The sequence below is a fragment of the Planobispora longispora genome, from assembly GCF_016863135.1.
GTDB classification, from domain to species: Bacteria; Actinomycetota; Actinomycetes; order Streptosporangiales; family Streptosporangiaceae; genus Planobispora; species Planobispora longispora.
In genome coordinates, this window is the sequence record NZ_BOOH01000038.1 from 14,403 (window position 1) to 35,687 (window position 21,285).

At 69.2% G+C, this 21,285-nt stretch carries 24 protein-coding genes and 1 pseudogene; 10 read left to right on the forward strand and 15 right to left on the reverse strand.

The window, feature by feature from the left end; genetic code table 11:
- Positions 1-59: 59 nt before the first annotated feature.
- Together Plo01_RS23020 and Plo01_RS23025 are read right to left on the reverse strand one after the other, a co-directional pair.
- Positions 60-278: a hypothetical protein gene (locus tag Plo01_RS23020; protein WP_203892748.1), complete on the reverse strand. Its 219-nt coding sequence runs from the start codon at positions 276-278 to the stop codon at positions 60-62.
- A gap of 2 nt (positions 279-280) precedes the next feature.
- Positions 281-526, reverse strand: a pseudogene (locus Plo01_RS23025) (phosphoribosylaminoimidazolesuccinocarboxamide synthase); the annotation flags it as partial.
- A 38-nt stretch (positions 527-564) separates the two neighbouring features.
- Between Plo01_RS23025 and Plo01_RS23030 the strand changes: the two are divergent.
- Positions 565-915 (forward strand): hypothetical protein, encoded by a 351-nt coding sequence (locus Plo01_RS23030; protein WP_203892749.1) that lies wholly within the window; start codon positions 565-567, stop codon positions 913-915.
- Between the two features lie 295 nt (positions 916-1,210).
- On the forward strand, positions 1,211-1,468 hold the full coding sequence (locus Plo01_RS23035) for a Tn3 family transposase (protein ID WP_203892750.1): 258 nt from the start codon (positions 1,211-1,213) through the stop codon (positions 1,466-1,468).
- Here Plo01_RS23035 and Plo01_RS23040 read toward each other — a convergent pair.
- Complete coding sequence (locus tag Plo01_RS23040) at positions 1,451-2,062, reverse strand: TetR/AcrR family transcriptional regulator (protein ID WP_203892751.1); 612 nt, start codon at positions 2,060-2,062, stop codon at positions 1,451-1,453. The genes Plo01_RS23035 and Plo01_RS23040 overlap by 18 nt on opposite strands.
- A gap of 123 nt (positions 2,063-2,185) precedes the next feature.
- Between Plo01_RS23040 and Plo01_RS23045 the strand changes: the two genes are divergently transcribed.
- The 4 genes from Plo01_RS23045 to Plo01_RS23060 all read left to right on the forward strand — a co-directional run bounded on the left by Plo01_RS23045 (position 2,186) and on the right by Plo01_RS23060 (position 6,905).
- Positions 2,186-3,670, forward strand: a complete 1,485-nt coding sequence (locus Plo01_RS23045; RefSeq protein WP_203892752.1) for an MFS transporter — start codon at positions 2,186-2,188, stop codon at positions 3,668-3,670.
- 58 nt (positions 3,671-3,728) lie between these two features.
- Complete coding sequence (locus Plo01_RS23050) at positions 3,729-4,580, forward strand: SDR family oxidoreductase (RefSeq protein WP_203892753.1); 852 nt, start codon at positions 3,729-3,731, stop codon at positions 4,578-4,580.
- A 58-nt stretch (positions 4,581-4,638) separates the two neighbouring features.
- Entirely contained in the window at positions 4,639-5,634 is a 996-nt protein-coding gene (locus Plo01_RS23055) for a ketopantoate reductase family protein (RefSeq protein ID WP_203892754.1), read from the forward strand.
- A gap of 809 nt (positions 5,635-6,443) precedes the next feature.
- Positions 6,444-6,905: a hypothetical protein gene (locus Plo01_RS23060; RefSeq protein ID WP_203892755.1), complete on the forward strand. Its 462-nt coding sequence runs from the start codon at positions 6,444-6,446 to the stop codon at positions 6,903-6,905.
- Between the two features lie 675 nt (positions 6,906-7,580).
- Here the strand turns inward: Plo01_RS23060 and Plo01_RS23065 are convergent.
- The 5 genes from Plo01_RS23065 to Plo01_RS23085 all read right to left on the reverse strand — a co-directional run bounded on the left by Plo01_RS23065 (position 7,581) and on the right by Plo01_RS23085 (position 12,282).
- Entirely contained in the window at positions 7,581-8,888 is a 1,308-nt protein-coding gene (locus Plo01_RS23065; protein WP_239316874.1) for an MFS transporter, read from the reverse strand.
- Positions 8,889-9,348: 460 nt separating this feature from the next.
- Positions 9,349-9,885 (reverse strand): nitroreductase/quinone reductase family protein, encoded by a 537-nt coding sequence (locus Plo01_RS23070; protein WP_203892757.1) that lies wholly within the window; start codon positions 9,883-9,885, stop codon positions 9,349-9,351.
- Between the two features lie 266 nt (positions 9,886-10,151).
- Positions 10,152-10,886 carry a dienelactone hydrolase family protein gene (locus tag Plo01_RS23075; protein WP_203892758.1) on the reverse strand — a complete coding sequence of 245 codons (735 nt, stop codon included), beginning with the start codon at positions 10,884-10,886 and terminating at the stop codon, positions 10,152-10,154.
- Between the two features lie 22 nt (positions 10,887-10,908).
- Entirely contained in the window at positions 10,909-11,340 is a 432-nt protein-coding gene (locus Plo01_RS23080; RefSeq protein ID WP_203892759.1) for a nitroreductase family deazaflavin-dependent oxidoreductase, read from the reverse strand.
- 78 nt (positions 11,341-11,418) lie between these two features.
- A complete protein-coding gene (locus tag Plo01_RS23085) occupies positions 11,419-12,282 on the reverse strand; it encodes a universal stress protein (protein ID WP_203892760.1) in 864 nt (287 codons plus the stop codon).
- Between the two features lie 692 nt (positions 12,283-12,974).
- On the opposite strand from Plo01_RS23085, the gene Plo01_RS23090 reads away from it, so the two are divergent.
- Positions 12,975-13,310, forward strand: a complete 336-nt coding sequence (locus Plo01_RS23090; RefSeq protein ID WP_203892761.1) for an STAS domain-containing protein — start codon at positions 12,975-12,977, stop codon at positions 13,308-13,310.
- Positions 13,311-13,339: 29 nt separating this feature from the next.
- Here the strand turns inward: Plo01_RS23090 and Plo01_RS23095 are convergent, their stop codons facing one another.
- The 3 genes from Plo01_RS23095 to Plo01_RS23105 form a co-directional block, all read right to left on the reverse strand.
- Positions 13,340-13,840: a MarR family winged helix-turn-helix transcriptional regulator gene (locus tag Plo01_RS23095; protein ID WP_203892762.1), complete on the reverse strand. Its 501-nt coding sequence runs from the start codon at positions 13,838-13,840 to the stop codon at positions 13,340-13,342.
- Between the two features lie 134 nt (positions 13,841-13,974).
- Positions 13,975-14,271 (reverse strand): L,D-transpeptidase, encoded by a 297-nt coding sequence (locus tag Plo01_RS23100; protein ID WP_239316876.1) that lies wholly within the window; start codon positions 14,269-14,271, stop codon positions 13,975-13,977.
- Positions 14,272-14,570: 299 nt separating this feature from the next.
- Positions 14,571-14,768, reverse strand: coding sequence for a hypothetical protein (locus tag Plo01_RS23105; protein WP_203892763.1), 198 nt, complete (start codon positions 14,766-14,768; stop codon positions 14,571-14,573).
- A 550-nt stretch (positions 14,769-15,318) separates the two neighbouring features.
- Between Plo01_RS23105 and Plo01_RS23110 the strand changes: the two genes are divergently transcribed.
- Entirely contained in the window at positions 15,319-15,768 is a 450-nt protein-coding gene (locus Plo01_RS23110; RefSeq protein WP_203892764.1) for a hypothetical protein, read from the forward strand.
- A gap of 109 nt (positions 15,769-15,877) precedes the next feature.
- Here the strand turns inward: Plo01_RS23110 and Plo01_RS23115 are convergent, their stop codons facing one another.
- Positions 15,878-16,276, reverse strand: a complete 399-nt coding sequence (locus Plo01_RS23115; protein ID WP_203892765.1) for a hypothetical protein — start codon at positions 16,274-16,276, stop codon at positions 15,878-15,880.
- A 182-nt stretch (positions 16,277-16,458) separates the two neighbouring features.
- On the opposite strand from Plo01_RS23115, the gene Plo01_RS23120 reads away from it, so the two are divergent.
- Positions 16,459-17,001: a serine hydrolase domain-containing protein gene (locus Plo01_RS23120; protein WP_203892766.1), complete on the forward strand. Its 543-nt coding sequence runs from the start codon at positions 16,459-16,461 to the stop codon at positions 16,999-17,001.
- A gap of 230 nt (positions 17,002-17,231) precedes the next feature.
- Here Plo01_RS23120 and Plo01_RS23125 read toward each other — a convergent pair whose 3' ends face one another.
- Positions 17,232-18,794: an FAD-dependent monooxygenase gene (locus tag Plo01_RS23125; protein ID WP_203892767.1), complete on the reverse strand. Its 1,563-nt coding sequence runs from the start codon at positions 18,792-18,794 to the stop codon at positions 17,232-17,234.
- A 293-nt stretch (positions 18,795-19,087) separates the two neighbouring features.
- Between Plo01_RS23125 and Plo01_RS23130 the strand changes: the two genes are divergently transcribed.
- On the forward strand, positions 19,088-19,738 hold the full coding sequence (locus Plo01_RS23130; protein ID WP_239316878.1) for a TetR/AcrR family transcriptional regulator: 651 nt from the start codon (positions 19,088-19,090) through the stop codon (positions 19,736-19,738).
- A 385-nt stretch (positions 19,739-20,123) separates the two neighbouring features.
- On the opposite strand, the gene Plo01_RS23135 is transcribed toward Plo01_RS23130, so the two are convergent.
- Together Plo01_RS23135 and Plo01_RS23140 are read right to left on the reverse strand one after the other, a co-directional pair.
- Positions 20,124-20,390 (reverse strand): hypothetical protein, encoded by a 267-nt coding sequence (locus Plo01_RS23135; protein ID WP_203892768.1) that lies wholly within the window; start codon positions 20,388-20,390, stop codon positions 20,124-20,126.
- A gap of 316 nt (positions 20,391-20,706) precedes the next feature.
- The gene (locus Plo01_RS23140) at positions 20,707-21,258 is read right to left on the reverse strand and encodes a hypothetical protein (protein ID WP_203892769.1); all 552 of its coding nucleotides are present in this window, start codon (positions 21,256-21,258) and stop codon (positions 20,707-20,709) included.
- Positions 21,259-21,285: the final 27 nt, after the last annotated feature.

Below are 21,285 nucleotides of genomic sequence, written 5' to 3' on the forward strand. Positions count from 1 at the left end.
TTGCGGCTGATGTGAAGGAGTTCCCGGCCAAGATGACCGGGGACTCCTTCATCGTTGATCTATCGTGCGTCCGCCTCTGTCCAGGGCTTGTCCATGGCCCGGGCCAGGGCGTCGACGCCATCCAGCGCCGGGGTGATGCCCAGACCCCGCAGCAGCATCCCGGCGCCGGCCTCCGCGAGGCCAGGCTCGCCGGCGACCGACTCCGGGTCGAGACCATAGGTGCGCAGCAGCGCCTGGACCTCGCGGACGAGCCGCTGGGGGTCGTAGTACTGGGTCATGGTCATCCCTTCCAGGTCTGGCCGGTGATGCGCTCATACACCTCGATGTAGCGGGACTGGGTGGCCTCCACGATGTGGTCCGGGATGGCGGGCCCGGGAGGCGTGCGGTCCCAGTCGAGGGTGGAAGACCAGTCGCGGACGAACTGCTTGTCGAAGGCGTGCTGCGGGCGGCCCGGCTCCCAGTCATCGGCCGGCCAGAACCTCGAGGAGTCGCTGGTGAGGATCTCATCGGCGAGCACCAGCGTGCCTCCGGCGCAACAACGCCGGGCTCGACCCCGAAACGCTGGTGGCCCGGGGAGACGCCCTGCTGCGGACCGGGCCGCTGCCCAGAAAGGATCTCGCCAGGCACCTGGCGAGCCTGCACCCGGACCGCGACGGCCGGATCCTGGCCGGAGAGATCGAACTACGTACCCCGCTCATCCACGATCCGGCCACCGCGTCGTGGGGCGGCTGGGGTACCCGCTCATCGGTCGCCGTCAGCGCCGCCCCGACCGACGCCTTTCACCCCGCCCACGGCACCTGGTCTTTCACCGCAGGCCAGGTACGGCTCACGCCGTTCCGGCCTCTATCGCCAGCCCAACAGGAGGCAGTCGACCACGAGATCAGTCGGCTGCTGCCGTTCCTGACGCACCGCTGAGCATGACTCCGAGCAGGGCGGTGGTGCGCAGCTGGCCGGGGCGGTCGTCGGCGTCGGCGGCCGCGGCCAGGAACGGCCCTTGAGCAGCAACCGAACGGCCAGTCACGTTGAGGAGCCCGGCGGGCTCGTCTTATCGTGACTGGCCGTTCCGATGCGGATGGCTGCCGGCCGCTGGGCGGGAGCCCCGCTGGTGCGGCAGGCCCGCGAGGAGGATCGGAACGGATTCTGGCGGTAGCGGGCTGAAGCTGGTGTCGGTTCGGTGAGATGCTCGCCCTGCACCTGCCGGTCCTCGCTGGTGTTCATCAACACCCAGCTCCTGCAGGCCGTCCTGCGCGACCCCGCCTGGGCCGCGAAGCTGTCCGAAGACGACCGGCGCGGCCTGTCGCCCCTGCTCTGGGCGCACGTCACCCCCTACGGCCGGTTCACCCTCGACCTGGACCCGCTTGGACCTCGCCGACTGAGCGCTCTGCGGGATCGCAGGGCGGGGCGGTGCCCTAGGTGCGCTGCCGCCTTGGGCCGCCGACGACCTTTCGCGCTACAGGGACTCAGGTGAGTCCGGCAGCGGCTCGCGGTGCCCGCCCGCGCGCATGCCCTCGATGAACAGCTTGAGGTGGTGGCGGTACAGGTACGGATCCGTGTGGTAGGTCGCTTCGATGATCGCGGCCAGGGCGATCTGGATGTAGTAGACATCGGCGGCCTCGAAGTCGGGGCGCAGCGTGCCCTGCTGGTGGGCCTTGGCGACCATCTGCTGCACCAGCGGCGCGATCTCCTCGCGGGACCTGACCGCCAGCGGGCTGCTGGGCGCGGTGCAGACCACCAGTCCGCGCAGGCCGCAGTTGCCGACCTGCATGTTCATGGAGTCTTCGAGGTAGCGGACCAGGCCGCGCCACCCGTCGGGGTCGGCGGCCGCCTTCCGGGCGCTGTCGGTCGCGCTGGCGAGCCGGTCGGCGAAAAGCGCGTCCAGCAGATCGTCCTTGGTCGGGAAGTGCCGGTAGACGGTGCCGACGCCCACACCTGCATGGCGGGCGACGTCCTTCAAGGTCACGCTCAGCCCCACGGTGGCGTAGAGATCCTCGGCCGCCTCCAGCAGCAGGGCACGGTTGCGCGCGGCGTCCTTCCTGATCAGAGGGGTTGCGGCGTCGGTCATGTCACGATCATACCCTACGCGGAACAGTCGGTCCGTTTAGATTTGGAACAGTCGGTCCGCTTCTGGTGCCGCCCCTAAACGGACCAACAATTCCGTTTTTTGTCGTTGTCGGGAGCCTTTCCTATGCCGCCCAAGCCAGCAGATCACAGCGCCCAGCCAGCCATCCGGCGCAAGTGGCTTGCGCTGGTCTTCATCGTGACCGCGCAGCTGATGGTGGTGCTGGACGGCACGATCGTGAACATCGCGCTGCCCGCGGCCCAGGCCGATCTGGGGTTCGGTGATCACGACCGTCAGTGGGCCGTGACCGCGTACGCGCTGGCGTTCGGCAGCCTGCTGCTGATCGGTGGCCGGGTTGCTGACCTGTTCGGTCAGAAGCGGGCCTTCCTGATCGGCCTGGTCGGGTTCGCAGGCGCCTCCGTGCTGGGTGGGCTTGCTTCCTCGCTCGGGCTACTGATCGCCGCGCGGGCCGGGCAGGGCGTGTTCGGTGCGTTGTTGGCGCCGGCTGCGCTCTCACTCATCTCCATCACGTTCACCGACGCCAAGGAGCGCGCGAAGGCGTTCGGTGTGTTCAGCGCCGTGGCGGCCTCGGGTGGCGCCCTCGGCCTGCTCTTCGGAGGCGTGCTGACCGAGTACCTGTCGTGGAACTGGTGCATGTTCGTCAACGTCGCCTTCGCTGCCATCGCCTTCGCCGGTGCCGCCGTGCTCGTGCCGAATGAGGCACCGACCGCGCGGCCCCGCCTGGACGTGCTCGGAGCCGTCACGGTCACGGTCGGGTTGGTGGCCCTCGCCTACGGGGTCGCCCGGGTCGAGACCGCGGGCTGGACCGACGCCCTCACGGTGGGATCGCTGCTGGTCGGCGTGGTGCTGGTGGCGCTGTTCGTGCTGGTGCAGAGGCGTACGTCTCACCCGCTGCTGCCGCTGCACATCTTGCTGCACCGTGACCGCGGCGGATCGTTGCTGGTGCTGACCCTGATCAACTTCGGTCTCTTCGGTCTGTTCCCCTTCCTGACCTACTACCTGCAGGTCACGCTGGGCTTCTCGGCCCTCCAGACCGGGTTCGCGTTCCTGCCGTTGCCGCTGGGGATCATCATCGGGGCGAATCTGCTCACCGGGCTCCTGCGCCCCCGGGTCGGCCCCCGACTGATGGCGGTCAGCGGCACCGTGATCGCTGCCGGCGGCCTGCTGATCCTGCAGACCCTCGCCGTGGACTCCGCGTACGCCGCCGTGGTGCTCCCCGCGCCGGCCGTGATCGGTCTCGGCGTCGGCCTGGTGTACCCGGCCGCGCTCTCGACCGGCACCCTCGGTGTCGCCACCGAGGACGCCGGCGCCGCCTCGGCCGCAGTCAACATGGCCCAGCAGGTCGGCGGCTCGATCGGGACCGCCGTGCTCAGCAGCATCTACGGCAGCGCGGTCGCCGGCTATCTCAGCGACCACGCGGGCACCGACGACCTCGCCAACGAGGCGGCCGTGAACGGCTACCACCTCACCTTCGCCGTCGCCGCCATCGTTCTACTCGGCGCCGCCCTCATCAGCGCACTGCTGGTGCGAAACGCCGGCGACCCGACCGGGGCAGCCGACGAGGCACCGGCTCCCGTCGCGGTCCACTGACCATTCACCTTTCCACGACACACTCACGCTCACGCCACCACCGAAAGGCAGAACTCTCATGACCATCGCCATCACCGGAGCCTCCGGCCAGCTCGGACGCCTCACTATCGACGAGCTCCTCACGGCCGGCACGCCCGCCGACCAGATCGTCGCCATCGTCCGCAACCCCGCCAAGGTGACCGACCTCGCCGAGCGAGGCGTCGTCGTACGCCAGGCCGACTACAACGAACCGGCCGCCTGGCCGACGGCACTGCAGGGGGTGGATCAGCTCCTGCTGATTTCCATCTCGGGGCCGGGGGCGAGCACGGCGCACCGGAACGTGACCGACGCAGCCGTGCAGGTGCAGGTCGGTCGCATCGCGTACACCTCGATCGTGAACGCCGACTGGAGCTCGCATCCGCTCGCACCCGAGCACTGGAAGACCGAGCAGCTCGTCGCCGCGAGCGGGATCCCGTACGTGATCTTCCGCAACGCCTGGTACCACGAGGTCTACACCTACCGGCTCCCCGACTACCTCACCAACGGCGAAGTCGTCAGCGCGACCGGCGAAGGCCGAATCTCCGGCGCAGCCCGGGCCGACTTCGCCGCCGCCACTGCCGCCGTACTCCTCTCCGAGGACACCGAGTCCAAGACCTACGAGTTTGGCGGCAACCCGTCGTTCACCCTTGCCGAGCTCGCGCACGAGATCTCCGCTGTCACCGGCAAGACGATCAAGCACCGCGATGTCACCGCCGAGGAGCTCACTGCGGAGCTCGAGGCAGCCGGGGTCCACCCCATGCTGATCGAGTTCGGCGCCGCCGGTGACATCTCCATCAGCAAGGGCGAGATGGAGACCGACTCCGACGCGCTCGTCCGCCTGATCGGTCGTGCCCCGATCACGCTGGCCGAAACGATCCGCCAAGCGCTCTGACCCGGACGCCGATCGCGCACGCAACCCGACCTTCTCACCTCACAGAAAGCAACGATCAATGACTGACAGCACCGCCCCTGCGATTGGCATCGTGGGCGCCGGTTCCGTCGGAGTCAACACCGCTTACGACCTCACCCGTGCAGGCGCGAAGGTGACCTTCCTCGTCCGACCACACCGACAGGAACAGCTCTGCCGCCCGCAGGCGATGTTCTCCTACGAGACCAACACCCTCGACCGCTTCTCCGGCTACGACGTCATCACCGACCCGACCGAGCTGGCGGGCCAGAAGTTCGACTTCCTCATCGTCACCCTCGACGCTGCTTCCCTTCACGCCGAGGCAGGCCTGAGGCTGGTGAAGGAGATCGGCCGCGCTTTCTGCGGCACGAACACCGGCGTCATCCTCGCCGCCATCGGTATCGGGGTCCGTCCGTGGTTCATCCGGGAGTCCGGCCTTCCCGAGGAGCAGGTCGTCATGGGCAACACCGGCGCTCTGATCCACGAGGTCGCCGCAGCGAACCTGCCCATCGACCCCTCCGTCGACGCCGAGCTGCTCAGTCAGGCGGACTACGCGTTCAAGCACCTCGGCCCGGCCGGGTTCTTCATCGATGACAGCGCCCCGAAGCTCGCGGACGCGTTCGCCGCCGTGTACTCCGGCGGCGGTATTCGTGCCGCGGCAATCGGAGCCGAGTCCGAGACGGCGATCGGTGTCGCCGTTCTCGCACCAATCCTCGCGTGGGGACTTCTCGACTACCAGTCCCTCGATGAGTTGGACGCGTCGAATGATGAGTGGCAGCTCGGCGTGAACAGCATGCGCGAGATCCAGCAGCTCAGCGTGTTCGGACCCACCGGTCAGGCAGCCGCAGAGCAGACCACCCCAGAAGGGGTGCTCCAGATGTTCCGGCAGATGACGCAGCTCTCCAAGCCGCTCGACTTCGCCGCGTTCAACGCCTACCACCACGGCGGCAAGGTGAACCAGCAGGACCTCGACTTCCTCGACGATGCCCGCAGGCGTGCCGACGCCGAAGGAAGGACGTGCCGGCGCTGCGCGAGCTGATCAACCGCCTCCGCGATGCGGGGGCTGAGCAGCAGTGGAACGGTCAGTGGCGTCAGCGAGGCGTCGGGACGCGGCTTACCGCCTCTCGCTGTTCCGATCCGGGTGCCTGCCAGGTGGCCTATGAATCCTTGGCGTCGGCGAGGGTCTTGCGGACGATGTCGCGGCGCCGGTCCTCCGACAGGGCCAGGGCCAGGTACAGGATCAGGGAGCGCTCGGTGTGCTCGCCGGCCGCGATGCCCTCCAGTACCTTGACCGCGATGCCGTGATCGTCGGGCCGGCGAACTCCACATACTCCTCAGCGTGCAGTTCCCAGTCCGTCAGGAACACCGTTACACCCACGGACCCGGCACCCCCTGAAGCTTCACCCCGGCCCCGACCGTCGGCACATCCCAGTCAGCAACCCGCCACATCCGGCATACCGGCAGTGATACGCAACCGTCATGAATTGCCCGCAGGAGGTAAGAGGAATGTGTCCCCGCTGAACACCTGCCTGAGGGCGCGCGAAACCGGCCGACCAACGGGCCTGGAGCTGATCTCGCCCTCAGAACGCCGTCCGTACCGGGTTCTGCGACTCCTTACCGAACCGAAGAGGAGATCCCGTGCCCCGTCCAGTGACGGCGAAGGGCAGGTGCCTACTGACAACAACCGGGCGCATGATCACTGACAACAACCGGGCGCGCAACACCGGAAGTAGGCTGCCAGCGCGGCCGCCATATCCGGATGCACCCTGCCAACCTGGCGGCTTTCGCGCTCCCGGCACCGGGCTGTTATCTACTGGCGCCCCGCGCTCCCACCGCAGGAGGTCGTTCGTGGTCCAGCTCCACCTTTGTTCCGGCATCGGCCCCGGTGACCCGGACGTTCCCGTCGTGGCACTCGTCGTTGACCGCGACGGCCTACCCGGCGAGCGCGCCCTGGACCGGCTGGGCATGTACTGCCATGAGTGGGAGGGCGGGTTGTACCTGCCGCAAACCGACGGCTGGGCCGAGCGTGTCCTTGAGGGCACCCGCCTGGTGGTCGACGTCGCGGTGTACCCGATTGGACTGCACAAGGTCGGTGTGGGGGTCGCGGCGTTCCCCAGCCGCTCGGCCATCGACCCGGACGCGCTCCTGGTGCTGCGTGCCGAGGCTGTGGTGGACCGGCGGGTGTACGCACAAGCGGCTCCCGAGACCCTGGTGTTCACCGCGGACCCGGGCCACACGCCCGATGACGCGATCACCTCCGGACTATGGCCGATGGTGCTCGCGCCCCCACCCACCGAAACGGCAAACTAAGCCCGAACAAGATCCTGCCGTCGTGCCTGTTCCACCCTGCCGATCCCCAGCTCGTTGTACTCATCACTGACAGCCTTCGTCCGGAACGGACACCGAGCCTCGCTACCGACGTCGGGAGGTCGAGCACCTCCACCCACTGGCGAACGTCCGTCGGGATGACCGGATCGGGCTTGGCGCGCCGCACGACGATGGTGTTCTCGGTGACGATTTCGCGGACCGTCTCGCGCACCGGCTCGGTGCGCAGTGCGCCGGCGGCGATGTCGCGTTGCAGCCGGGCCTCGGCGCTGTCTTCGCCGCGCTGGCCGAGTTCATCCGCAAGCTCATCGTCGCCGGCACCCGCGAGGGCCTGGCCGCAGCCCGGGCACGCTCTACAACCACATCCCGGACCTGCGCGAGCTGCGCGCTACCCGAGTAGCGGCGTTGGAAGCAGGCGATCGGTGATCCGCGCCCAGTACCGGGCCAGGGTGGGACGCGCTCAGCGCGGTGCCCTGCCGAGGGGGTAGGTCGCTCGGGTGGCGGTCGGCCTGTCGTTGAGGACACCGCCGTCGAGTGCAGGCTAGCCAAGAACCGCCACCGCAACCTGGCCACTCTTGGTCAGTACGGACGCCTCGGCGACGATGCCGCCGCTTGCATCACCGCCGAAAACGATCCGTTCTCCCGTCTCCGCGCACTGAATCACTGCAGATCAGCGCGCAGGAGGGTATGCAACTCGGCGGTTTGGAGGATGTGGGCCCGTGAAGCCGACCCGGACATAGGCGACGGTGCCGCCCCTGGCGGGAACATCGGCGATGACCTTGGCAGGAGGAGCGGGGTCGCCAGGAGAAGGAGACCGGCGATCGCGATCGCGGTGCGAGGACTGGTGAGGTGGGCCAGCAGGCCCCATGCGCCGGTCATGGCCGCGATGGTGGTCTTACTGGTGATCGACCAGGCGGTCAGCGTGCGGACGATGCGGTCCGGCGGGAGCTGTTGGAGCCGGTAAGTGGCGAATACCGGGTTGAACACGCTCATGCAGGTGATCAGTCCGAACTCGACGGCGATGACGAGGAAGAGCCCCGTGGGGCCGGGCCCGACGAAGGCCAATCCGAGTGGCCAGCACGCGCGCAGCGTCCCGGCGGTGAGCATGACCGTGTGCTGTCCCAACCGTGCCAGGAGCGGGCGGGCCAGTCGCGAGCCGATGAGGCCGCCGATGCAGGGGACGCCGAAGGCGAGGCCGTATTGCCAGGGTGCGAACCCGAGCTCGCCGAGCATGAGGACGGCGAGCAACGGCGAGGCCGCCATGATCAGGCCGTTGACCAGGACGGTGTTGAAGAACAACGGGCGCAGCGCCGGACTGGCCAGGATGTGGCGCCACCCCTCCAGCAGGCCGCCGGCCCCGGGCCGGGCCGGTGCGGCGGCTCGCGTGGGATGTGGCCCCCGCCCGCCGATGGCGCCGATCCCCGCGGCCGACAGCAGGAAGCTGACCGCGTTGGCCGCCACGCTCGCCACCGGGCCCACCAGCCCGATTGCGGCGGTACCGAGCGGCGGCCCGAGCGCGGTGGCGGTCCAGGTCGTGGCCTCGAATCGCCCGTTGGCGACGAGCAGGTCCTCGGAGCGGACGAGCGCCTTCAGGCATGCCCCGCTCGCAGCGGTGAAGGCGATGTCGGCCGCGCCGACGACCACCGCCACGACCAGGAGCTGGGCGAAGCTCAGCCAGCCGAGCAGGTAGGTGGCGGGAACGCTCATCAGCGCCGCGAACCGCACCAGGTCCATCGCGATCATCACCGGCCGTTTGCGCCGGAACTCCACCCACGGCCCGAGCGGTACCGCGACCACCGCACCGACCGCGAGCCCCGCGGCGGCCAGCACCGACACTTCGGCGGGCCCCGCGTCCAGAGCGAGAATCGCGACCAGGGCGAACGCGTCGAACGCGAGCCATGTACCGAACGCGCTGACCGCGTACGCGGCCCACAACCACCCGAACCGCCGCCCCAGCGACCTTCCCAACGCGCACCCCGCCATCTCCGGTGAACAACCGTCAGTTGACCCGGGAAAGCAAAACCTGCAGATGGTAGGCAGGTCAAACAACCGGATACATCGCAGTGCACAACTATGAGTTGTGCTCTAAGGTCGGCTGTTGTGGATCTCGATGCTGTGCGCACGTTCGTCGCCGTCGCAGAGGCCGGGCAGTTCCAGGAGGCCGTCCGCCGCGCGTCGACGTGATCAGCTCGCGCGTCGCGCCCTCGGGCCTGATGCGCGACTTCCACCGCGCGCACCCGGAGATCGAGCTCGACGGTGACGTCAGCACGTGTCAAGCATTCATCGGCGAGGCCTGCCCGTCGGGTCATCGACGAGGCATGCCTGAAAGACCCACCAGCCGGAGTTGAGCCGGCGGACCTCGCTGCTCCCCAAAGCCAGTGCCCTGTACCCCGGGCCCTCACCGCTGCCCGCCCCTTCCGGCCAATAGCTACCGCGCCGGGACGCGACCTTCAGGCGCATGGATGGGCGCGATCCGGAACACGGGATAAAGGGCGGCGATCGCCGCGAACTCTTCCAGCGGGCCATCGGGAGCGACCGGCAGGTGCGGCCGAGCCCCAGGCGCCAAGGCGAGATAGCGGCGCAGGATCGAGGCACGTGCACCAGTCTCGACCTCCTGGAGCATGACCGGTCGGCGCCGCCCACGGCGCAGAACCGCCCGGCCGCCGGCGGCGCGGACGTTACGGACCCAGTTGGCGTCCTTGCCGAGCATCGATACCAGGTACTCCTGACCCTCGTAGTCGGCCACCACCACCGGCACCGTGATCACCCTGCCGCTGGAGCGACCGCGCACCTCAAGGGTGACCGCCCGACGGAGGGAGAGCAGCCCACGTGAGAACAGCACGACATCCAGCCGATTCATCGCCCACGCCAGCTGGCCGGGCCGACCGCTGCGGTACATCCACCGTTTCAGCGCATACAGCCAGCCGATGAGGAGCGTTTTCCGCTGACTCGATCTATCCGTCATCACACCCTCCGCAGGGGATCGGCCGTTGCTGAGGCTTCCCTGTCGTAAGACCTTGTGATCACCCCGCTCATCGTGTTTTCCGGATGCCGGCTTCACGACTGAATCGAGGCCGAGCTGAACACGCCCGCCGCGGCCTTGCCCTGTCATGGGTCGGCAACGTCGTATATCAAGTAGGAAATGGTCAGCTTGAGCTGCGCTTTCTCCGTCGTTGTTGTCTTTTGACTGGGCGTGTTTGGTTACATAGATCGATGGCTTTACGTTGTAGATTAATAACGTCGGGGTTGTTTGAGGTGGCGGTCGAAGAAGGTGATGATGCGACGGCGAGCCTCGCGCGTCGACGGCTCGTGGTAACGAGTGCCCGAGACTTTCGACAGCAACACCAGCAGGAGGGTCATATCGGCCGGGTCATGGTCGTTCATGAACCCGTGCCCCGCCTCCGGATAGACCTTCACATCATGGTCCACGCCCAGATCGGTGAGGATGCGCTCCAGCCGGACCGCCGCTGAGCGGCCCATCGGCGAGCGGTCCCGGCCGCCGAAACTACCCACGATCGGGCAGGCCCCGCGCAAGATGCGCTCGGCCTCCTCAGGACAGCCGCCGTAGTTCACACTCGACGCCGCGAACCCGTGCCCCGGCGCCAGCAGCAACGCGTACCCGCCGCCCATGCAGAAACCGATCACACCGATCCGCCCGGTGCAGTCGTCCCGTCCGGCCAGCCAGGCGCGCGCGGCGTCGATGTCGTCGAAGGTCCGACCCCGTCGGGCTCCGAGATCCCGCATGATGGTGCGCAGGCACGACAGCCTGCTCCCCCAGTAGTACAGGTCCGGTGCCGGCGCCAGATACCCCTCCCCCGCCAGCCAATCGGCCTGGTGGCGCAGGTCACGGCTCATCCCGGTGAAGTCGTGGATCACCACCACCCCGGGCCACGGCCCCGCACCGGACGGTACGGCCACATAAGCGGGCATCTGCCCATACGGCGTACAGATCGTCACCTCGGTCATCATGTTCTCCCGGTGGCCGGCCTCACGACGTCTTCTCAGGGGTGAGGCGGATCAGCGCAGGCCTGCGGCCCAGCCGCCTGGCATACCGGGCGTAGTCGGGAGCGATGCCCAGCACGCGTGGCCAGAAGGCGTCCGCCTCGCGAGCCGACAGCTCCCGCGCCTGCACCTGACAGGTCCGGCCGGACACCTCCACCCGCGCGTGCGGAGTGGCCGTGAGATTGAAGTACCACCCGGGAGGCGCGGCAAGCCCGCTGTTGGCCGCCACGACGATCAGGTCGTCGCCGTCCGGGAAGAACTGCAGCGGCACCGTACGCTCCCGGCCCGTCCTGCGGCCCCGGGTGGTGAGGATCAGGGCCTGCCCGCGCCGCAGACGGGCGGCTCGGCCCCGGGTCAGGCGCAGCAGCCATACCCCGAAACCGACGGAGCGAGTGTCCACCTCGTGCTCGATACGCATCCTGAGCCGCTCCCCCGACGAAAGCGGCCGGGCCTCATCGGCCGTGACGGGTTTCATCATGGCCCCTCCCATCGACAATCAGGCTTCTCCCGGCGCGCGTACCACCGCGACTGGGCAGTGGACGTGATGCAGCACTCCATGACTGACCGAGCCCAGCACGGCGGAGCCGAACGCACCCCGCCCCCTGGACCCGACGACGGCCAGATCTGCTTCCCGGGACACCTCGCAGATGGCCCGGACCGGGTGCCCGCAGAGCACCACGTGATCCACCTCCACCTGGGGATGTCTCTCCCGCCACGGGGCCAGCTGCTGCTCGGCGGTCTTCCGCTCGGCGGCGGCGATGTCCTCCACCAGCGGGGTGGGCGCCATGGCGCCCGGTCCGACGGGGGGCATCCGCCAGGCGTGAATCACCCGCAGGCGGGCCTGGCGGCGCACCGCCTCGGCGAAGGCATATCGCAGCGCCACAGTGGCGTGGTCGGAACCGTCGAACCCGACCACGATCCGGCCCCGCGGGTGTTCCGGCACGTTCCTGACGACCACGACGGGCGTCGCCACATGACCGGCCAGATCCAGAGAGAGCGAACCGAGCAGCAGGCCGCTGAAGCCACCGAGCCCACGGCTGCCGACCACGACCTGTTCGGCGTCCTCGGCCTCACGCCGCAGGACCTCGCCCACCCGGCCGGCCTCCAGCAGGGTGCCGATCTCGGTTCCCGGCGCGCGCTCACGTGCCCGCGCCGCTGCCGCATCGATGACGCCGCGGCAGTACTCGGTCGCCGAGTCGCGAAAGCCCGGCGGTGTGTGCAACGGGATGTCGTAGGACCACGGCTCGCACACGTGCACAATCCTCAGGGCGCAGCCGCGCCGTACGGCGTCGGCGGCCCACTCGACCGCGGCTGTCGCGGGAGGCGAGCCGTCCGTCCCTACCACCACATGCGCCGTCATGTCGTCCTCCTCTGCCGCTGTCTCTATCCGACCCCTATGCCGAGCTCACCGCCGGGGCCGAAAGGCACTGATACCGGGGACTTCCGGCCCAGTCGTCGTCTCCGCTCGAAGCCGGCGAGCCCCGCCGCAAGGTGATCGCCAGCCCTGGGCGGTCGGGACGCCGGATCACGGACGCTTTCGATGCGTTCTCAGCTGGACCGGAGCCAGACCCGCCCGGTGCTCGGCTCACCGGTGAATCCGGGATGACGACCTTCATCGGGTTCGCGGGTGAGGTTACGGCGACCCGCCGCCGACAGGGTCGGCGGCGGGCCAGGCTGGACAGCAGCACGCAGGCGAACACGGTCAACAACGCTCTCCACCCGGTCAGATCACTTCGCACTGCCGACCAGTCTTCCCGGCGCACCGCGCCGTACCGTGGCAGGAGCGCGGCGGGGCGCATCCTGACGCACGCCAGGGGCATCGCCGGTTGCGATCGATTGAACTCGGTTACCGATATGGGTGGGTAAGGAGCTGGTCACAGCTTGTGGGCGCTCCAGTGCTGGAACAGCCATTTCATTGCACAGGGCAAGAATCTGTTAGGCTTCTTGAAGGTGCGCCGGGAAGACTGGTCGGCTTCCGTTCTCGTATGCCGACCTGGAGAGCCGCCACATGACCGGGACCCCTCCCCCCGCCCCCTCCTCGCGGCTCCTGGTATGAGCGAGGACCATGGCTCCACCGGCCTACACGTAGACGTCCAGCCCTACGACGACCTGACCGTCCTCCACCTGACCGGTCGACTGACCGGAACGACCGCCCCGATGCTCCATGTGTTGCTGGCCAAGACACTGGCCGCGCGCTTCCCACCGGCTGTGATCGTGGACGCTCGAGGGCTCAGCACAATCGATCCATCCGGCTGGGCCATCTTGGAGGCCGCCGACCGACACGCACGTGACTCCGGCGGCCGAGTGATCGTCACCGGTGCCGACAGCGCGGCGTTCGGATGGTCCGCCACGATCGAGCAGGCGATCGCCGATTTCGGCGAGGCCTGAGCCCGTCAGGGGAATGCGACCAGAGGCCGTTACGCCTCCGGCCAGCCGAGCGGGTGACTGACGTCTACCGGAGGCTCTCCACCCGCCTCGCTGAAGGCGGTCATCGCCGAGATCAGCGCCCGGCGCTGCTCAGCCGACATGCGCGCGACGATCGCGGCGATCTCATCGCGGCGGCGCACGGTGACCTCCTCGACGATGCGCCGCCCCTGCGGGGTCAGGCGCATGAGGTTCTCGCGCCGGTTGCGGGGGTTGACCTCCCGTGTGATCATCCCGGCCGCGGCGAGGCGGTCGGCCATGCGCATGGCCGTGGAGGAGTTGACGTTGAGCGCCTCGGCCATGGCCACCAGCGTGGTCTCCCCATGACCGGACAGGACCACCAGCATCCGGAACTGCGCCAGCGTGACCTTGTCCTCCACCGCACTCAGGGAACGTGCGGCGACGGCCACCAGAAGCCGAGATCCGGTCAGAACCCCGGAGATGACCGCGGTCAGGTCCTCACCATTGACCTGTTCCGAATGACGTGCTGCCATAGGCAATGTTGTACACCGTCCGCCCGGTGTCCCTCTCCGGCAACCGCACGGCACAGCCGGAACGGAGCGTAGAACGCCCTACGGTCAGCTCACCCGGCCCTGCGCGGGACCGGGCGCATAGTCACTATCGTCCGTCAGCGGATGACCACGGTGTGGCCGATCTTCAGCCAGGAGCTCGACCAGATCCAGTCCATGGCACTCACGCTCACCCTGACGCACCCGTGCGAGGCCGGGTACGGCGGAACCGCCCCGTAACCGTGGACGGCGATGCCGCCGTTGAAGTACCTCGGCCGGTACAGGGAGCCCAGCGGTCCCCGATCCCAGCCGTTGACCTGGCGGAAGACCGTGTAGGTGCCGCGCAGGGTGACGGCGCGCCTGACCACGCCTCCCACCGTGTAGGTCCGCCCGCTGCCGGTGGAGGTGTTGAACACCCGCTCCACCCGGCCGTTCAGGACCAGCAGTGGTGAGCGGGCCGCACCTTGCCCTCCGCCCGGCGGATCCAGTAACCGAGCCCGGTCAGCCGCCGTTGCAGCGCGAGCACCTCGGATCCGCTCGCGCCCTGCCGCAGGATCGGCCTCTGGCGGGCGGGCCCTGCGCCGGGACCGTGAGGCGATGGGCGGTCGCCGCCGCTGCGGGCGGACCGGTCTGAGGCGACGGCCCAGGGGGAATTGTGATCGTCCCGCCGGCGGACGCGGCTATCGTCAGCACGGCCAGACAGTGGCGGAACATCTCATTCCTCCATACCGGCCATGAGGCCCATGAGGTTTCCCGCTGGGTCGGTGAACAGGGCGAACTCCAGTTGCGTACCACCGTCCGACTTCCGGTCTCGTAGCTCCTGCGCGATCTGGACCGCCGACTTCCGGTCCGCGTCACAGACCTTCATCCCGGTCAGTTCCCTGCCCTCGTCGACCGCCGCGACGAAGAACACGTCGACGCGGTCGCGTGTGAAGCTGCGCCCGCGCGCCGCCGGACTTCCTCGATGTAGGAGAGCAAGGCCGCGGCGTCCAGTTCCAGGTCGCCGAAGAACTACGGGTCGCGTGGGCGCCCCCGGCTGGCACCCGCCAACCTGCGCCATCCGATGAGACGGTCAGCCATGGCGACCTCCTCACTGTCCAGCATGCCGAGGCCCACCCCATCCGGCACAAGAAGAGGGTCCTGACATCAGGCGCCATTGGTACTCGATTCCATAGGTCGGTGTCGCGCCCGGCCGACGAGCCGGTACCCGAGGGCGGCCATTCGGTCCCCTCGGGAAGGGACGACAGGCCCTATGGGAGATGCCGGAGGGAGATGTCGGACGAGCCGCATGCTCTCGTGCAGGCGAGTACCACGGATTACGCGGACAATGGGGTGGCCGATCATGAACGCGAGAGACAGACTGTTGGGTCACGGTCGCGTTCCGGCTTTATCCGGTCCATGGATTTCGCGGCCCCGGCCGCCGGAGCGACTTCTGCCCTCAGGTCACCCTGCAAGGGCTGCGGGTGCTCGCCAGACTCTCCGAGGACCGGCGACCGCCCGAGCTGATCCGGGTCGCCCGGGTCGCGCTGCGCGCGTGGCGGATGCGGGGAACGGAGAAACCGTACATGTTCGGCCATGGCAAGGCGTTCGAGACGGTCAAATGGCCGGTCACGTGGTACGGCGCGTACGCGATGCTCGACACGCTCGGTCGCTTTCCCACGCTGCGGCGGGCAACGACCGCAGACCCGGAGGACCGCTCGGCGCTGGCCGAGCTCGCCGCCTGCCTGATCGCCTACAACATCGGCGCGGAAGGAATAGTGCTCCCTCGCTCGGCTTACCACGGCTGGGCCGGGTTCTCGTTCGGGCGTAAACACGCACCGTCACCACTCGCGACCGCCTGGCTGCTGAAGGTGCTGCACAGACTCGACGACCTGGCCCCCGAGGCCGCCCTCGTCGACGTCCGCAGACGGTGACGGTAGACCCCGTGCACGACCGCGCTGTCGAACCGCCCGTCCATTCTCGACCGTACTTGCCGTCACGGCTCTTTTCCTAGGTGGTCTTTTTGCTTTTGATTCTTTGTGCTTATATACTCAATTGCTTTACTTTGTAGATTACAAACAGGTTGGCCCTCGGCTTCCGCATCCCACAGTGCGCCCGCCGCAGGGCGTAGTCCTCCAGCACCCGGCCGGTCGCCGGCATCACCGCGATCACAGCCCCGGCCAGGTGCTCCCGTACGGCCAGCGCGCCCATCAGCGCCAGGACCGCGATCGCGTCGACACCCAGCCGACCGGCCCGCAGCCCCGCCACCACCCACCGCACCGCAGGGACCGTCGCCAGGACTGTCCCTGCGGCCCACACCGCGTCACCGGCGGCCACCGCCCCGAGGGCGTGCAAAACGATGCCCGCCAATAGCGCCCCGGCGGTGCCTCCCAGTAACCACACCGGCCTCACCCGGTGACCGGCGCCATCGGAGTCGGCCATGTTGATCCCTCCCTCCCCTCCAGCGTGATGCCGGTCCGGGAGGACGCCCGGGGACAAGGTCCCCGGGCGGGGTGGCTTCCGGCCCTGGGCGCGCCCGGGCTCGGCGGCGACCATGGCAGTGGCGGCCGAGGGCCACGACGTGTCGCCTGTCGCCCTTCCGGCACCGAAGGAGGGGAGAGCGGGTGCAGCACTTCTGCGACCTGCTCCATCTCGAGGCCGGGCCGTTCGGGGCCGTCCTCCCCAGCTCAGCGTGCGGGCCGGGGAGCCCGTCGCCGTCGCTGGCCGGGTACTACCGCCGGGGACTGCCGATCGTGGCCGATCCCGGCACGACCTTCGCCTACTGCAACCACGGCTATGCCACGCTCGGCCAGATCGTCGAGGACGTGAGCGGGATGAGCCTGGAGCGCTACTTCCGCGAGCGGATCTTCGATCCCCTCGGCATGCCGGACACCGGCCTCGTCCGCTCCGCACGGATCGCCGCACGCCTGGCGACCGGGTACGCCCTGGGGCGCCGCGGCGTGCAGGCCGTACCCGATCCTACGTGTTCCGGTTGGGTCTTCCGGAGTCCGGGGCGTCGAGTCTGCGCGTCGTGTTCGGCACCGCCCCGGGCGGCACGGCGGCCATGCACGCGGATCTCGGCGGGCAGCCGATATCGCTCATCAGGCGTCCCGTGGAAGGCGGCAGGGCCGGTGCGGTGCGGGCCGCTGCCGTGCGATCCGCCATGAGGCGTCGCCGGCGATCCGAGGAGGCGCGGTGATGAGCGGCCCGGCAACGTCCGCCGAGCTTGGGCGGATGAGCACGCCGATCGACAGGCTCGGGCCGTTCTTGAAATGGCCTGAAGGCAGTTGACGAGATCCCGTCCGATCATTCCGATCGGACGGGATCTCGCGTTTACCGTGGTCTCAAACTGGTCGGGCGATGCTGCGTCAACGGCGGACGCCTTCGGGGACATCTTTCAGGTGCGGGCGCCTTCGATGGCGCCGAACCACCGCTGCAAGGCCGTCCGGAGTGTTTCCAGCTCCGCGGGATCTGGTCGGGGTGATGTAGACGCCCAGGCCACGTAGCAGTCCGGTCGAAGGAGCAGGGCGGCGGGCGCGTGGGGCTGGGGGCGCGCGGTGACGATGTCGACCCGGTCATGCCGCAGGCCAGGTGTCCGCGCCAGCGATGTTCCTTCGGTCAGGTCGAGCAGCAGGGGGCGTGCGGTCCTGGTCAGCTCGGCCAGCCGGACCGGCCCGGCCGGGGTGTGCAGTTCCATGTCCGGGGCGAAGCGGCCGATCAGCGGGTGCGGTTCGGGTCCGCCCATGTCGTAGCGGACGTCGGCGCCCGCGGTGAGTTCGGCCAAGCGCCGCACCGTGTCCGGGTCGCGGAGCAGTTCGGTGAACAGTTCGCGCAGTCCGGTGACGTCGTCGCCGGGGGCGATCAGCGCCGACTGCGCCTGGGCGTTCAGCACCATGCGGTGCGCGGCCGATCGCCGCTCTGTCTCGTAGGTGTCCAGCAGTCCGGGTGGGGCGCTTCCGCGGATCTCGGCGGCGAGTTTCCAGCCGAGATTGACCGCGTCCTGCAGGCCGAGGTTGAGCCCGGGGCCGCCCCCGGTGGCGGCGTACACGTGGGCGGCGTCACCGATCAGGAACACCCGGCCGCAGGCGAAACGTTCGGCGATGCGGGTATTGCCGCCGGTCAACCGGCGCAGCACGTGCGGTCCTTGGCCATCGGGCGGCCCGAGTGGCACGTCGACGCCGAGCACGCGACGGATGCTCGCCCGCACCTCCTCCAGGCTCATCGGGGCGTCGGTCGCAGGCTGGTCCCACTCGGTGGTGCTGACCAGCGGTGGATGGCCGGGCATCGGCGCGTAGGAGAACCCTCCGTGCTCGGTGCGGTGAGGCAGGAAGGGCATGACGGCGCCGTAGCCGGGAACGTTCAGCGCGCCGTTCGCGGGGTCGATCCAGTCCGCGGGGACGGTCGCGTGCGCTGAGCGGACGGTCATGCGGTCATAGGTGATGCCGGGGAACCCGATGCCGGAGAGCTTGCGCGTGATGCTGTGGGCTCCGTCGGCGCCGATCAGGTATCGGGTCCGCAGGTGGTATCCCCCGTCCGGGCCCGTGATGTCGACGGTGACGGCGTCGTCGTCCTGTGACAGGCCGACGACCTCGTGTCCCCATCGGATTTCCACGCCCAGTTCGATCGCTCGCTCCTGCAGGACCTGCACGATGCGTCGCTGCGGTACCGGCAGGGCGTAGACGGGGCTGTCCTCCAGCAGGCTCAGGTCCAGGCCCATCGCGCCGAACATGAAGTACGCGGAGTTCGGGCGCGGCGGTTGCGGGCTGCCGCTGAGGCGTTCGTGCAGTCCGCGGTGGTCGAGCATCTTCACGATCTGGCCGAGCAATCCGTTCGCTTTCGGTTCCTGACTGGGCTCGGGCAGCCGTTCCAGCACGAGCGGCCGGACTCCTGCCAGGCTCAGTTCGCAGGCCAGCATCAGCCCGTTCGGGCCGCCGCCGGCGATGACGACATCGGTGGTCATGGTGCTCCTTCGTTCGCATGGAAAGGTCAGGGCGGGTGAGGCGCTGCGGCACCCGGCTCGCGGCGGATCCCGGTTTTCGGGTGGCGTGGTCAGCCGCGGTGGTGTGCTGCGACGTCGAGTTTTCAGGACACGACAGCGGTGGCCGAGGACTTTGACGATGCGGGGATGGTCAGGCCGGAGCAGCCGGAGATCGGTCGCTGTGGTCCTTCCTGTCGAGACGGGCGTCAGATTAAACAGAAAAAGTGCGTGCACGCAAGTTTGCGTGTACGCACTCGAATCGAGACACTGAGGCGGTGACGACAGGACGAACCGGGTTGCGTGAGCAGAAGAAACAGGCCACCCGGGAGGCGTTGAGTGCGGCGGCACTGCGGCTGGCCCTTGAGCGCGGACCGGACAACGTGCGCGTCGACGACATCGCCGAGGCCGCCGGCGTCTCACCGAGGACCTACAACAACTACTTCTCCAGCCGGGAGCAGGCGATCGTCGCTGCCGTCACCGGCGAACGGGGGGCGCGGGTCGCGGCGGCAGTGGCCGACCGGCCCGCCGACGTCGGCCTCGCCGCCGCGGTCATCGAAGCGATCGTGGATCAGTACACCGCTCCGGGCGAACCTGGTCGCGACGCGCTGCTACTGATCACCGCCAGTCCCGCGCTGCGCGAGGCGTTCGTCGACACCACCGGTGCGATCGAGCATCCCCTCACCGACGCGATCGCCGGACGCCTCGGCGATACCGACCCGCACACCGCCCGCGTGCTCGCGGCGAGCGTGGCCGCCGCGGTCCGCCTCGCGCTCGGACGATGGCTGCAGACTACTGCCGCGTCCTTCACGGCCGGCGGGCTCGTCGTGCCGTCCGGCTCGCTACCGGACCTGCTGCGCGCCACGCTCGCACCACTCGCGCCCGCACTCGACGCCGCGGAGCAACAGGCGCTCCGCCGTCGTCGGTGAGCTGCCCGTCCTGGAGGGAACGGCGCCCCGCCATGCACCGCCGAATCGCGGGAGAATCGTCTCGGGTCCTCTGCCGGAGATCATCATGCCTGCGGCACGGTACGGGAAACGATCATCTTCATCCCGGGAAGCGATCAACTCCCCCTTGGTTCGTCAGCAGGTCGAAGCCATTCGTGAACACCCCAGGCTCACCGCCATCGACCGGCTGATGCTGGGAGCCGGTAGACAATGGCCGCAGCACATCGGCGCCCTCGCCGTCCTCGACGGGACGGGCCTCCTGGCCGTGACCGAGGGAGGTGCGAAGCGAGCGGTTCGACCGGCCTTGACCGGGTCAGGGCAGTTGCGCACGCCCACGGCGCGACCGTCAACGACGTCCTGCTCGCCCTCACGGCGGGCCGTCCTGCGCAGCCGCGGCGAGCGGCTCACCGGTGGCCGACGCCCGGTCCGTCAGCCACCGGTGCAGGTCACCCCGGAGCGAGACGACCGGCCGCCGCGCGTGTGCCCCCCGCCAGCGCCGCGGCCTGCAGGAGCAGCACCGGCGCCAGCACGGCGAGAAATCCCAGGCTCCCTCCCGCACCGCGTCCGCCACCGCGACAAGGATCAGCACGGCGGACGGTGCGATCAGCGCGTAGGTGCGTCCGGCAGTCGTCATACCTCATGGGTACGGCCCGGCAACCCTCCGGTGCCGGGACCAAAGACCCCGATCCGCTCCCGGCAGGCCCTTGCCACCGCATCCACGTGCCGGAGGAGAGGCGTGGCGTGGTTACTCCGTCCCGCCCGGCTGCACGAGCGGGGTGCGCTTCCCGCCGATGAGGTGCGCGCAGGGATCACTCGGCCCGGCCGGGAAACGCGGGGGATTTGAAGGCTTTGCACCCTATGAAACCGGTGCCCACCCCGCGTGGGGTGGGCACCGGTTCCGGGTCGCGGTCCCGCTGCGCGGCGCTCCTCGGGGTGCGCCGCCGGGGTGGCTACTTCAGGATCGGGTGGCGGCGCACCAGCGCGGTGGAGCCCCACCACTTGCCGATGCCCAGGCTGTCGCCCGCGTTCGCCAGCGCCAGGCCGGCCAGCACGAGGGCGTAGACGATGTGGTCGTCCATGAACGGGTTGGTGGCCAGCGGCAGCTCGGCCGCCCACATCAGCACCAGCATCAAGGCGCCGGTGACGGCGGCGATCCGGATGCCCGCGCCGGCGATCAGCGCGGCGCCGATGCCGAGCAGGCCGAGCATGAACAGCCAGTCGACCCAGGCCAGCCCGGCCAGGCCGGAGAAGAACCCGCCCAGCGCGTTCTCCCCGGTGCCCTTGAGGAAGCCGGTGGTGGGGCTGCCGCCGCCGATCCAGGCGCGCTCGGCCGGGGTGGCGACGCCCCAGCCGAAGGTCTTGTCCAAGAACGCCCACAGGAAGACCCAGCCGATGCTGATCCGAGTGATCGCCCAGGCGTAGTCGACCGGGCGGGACACTGTCGCGCGGGGGGTCGTGACGGGGTGGGTGGGGACGGAGTGCCGTCCTTCGATGGTGGCCATCATGGCCTCCTTTTCCATATTGTCCGT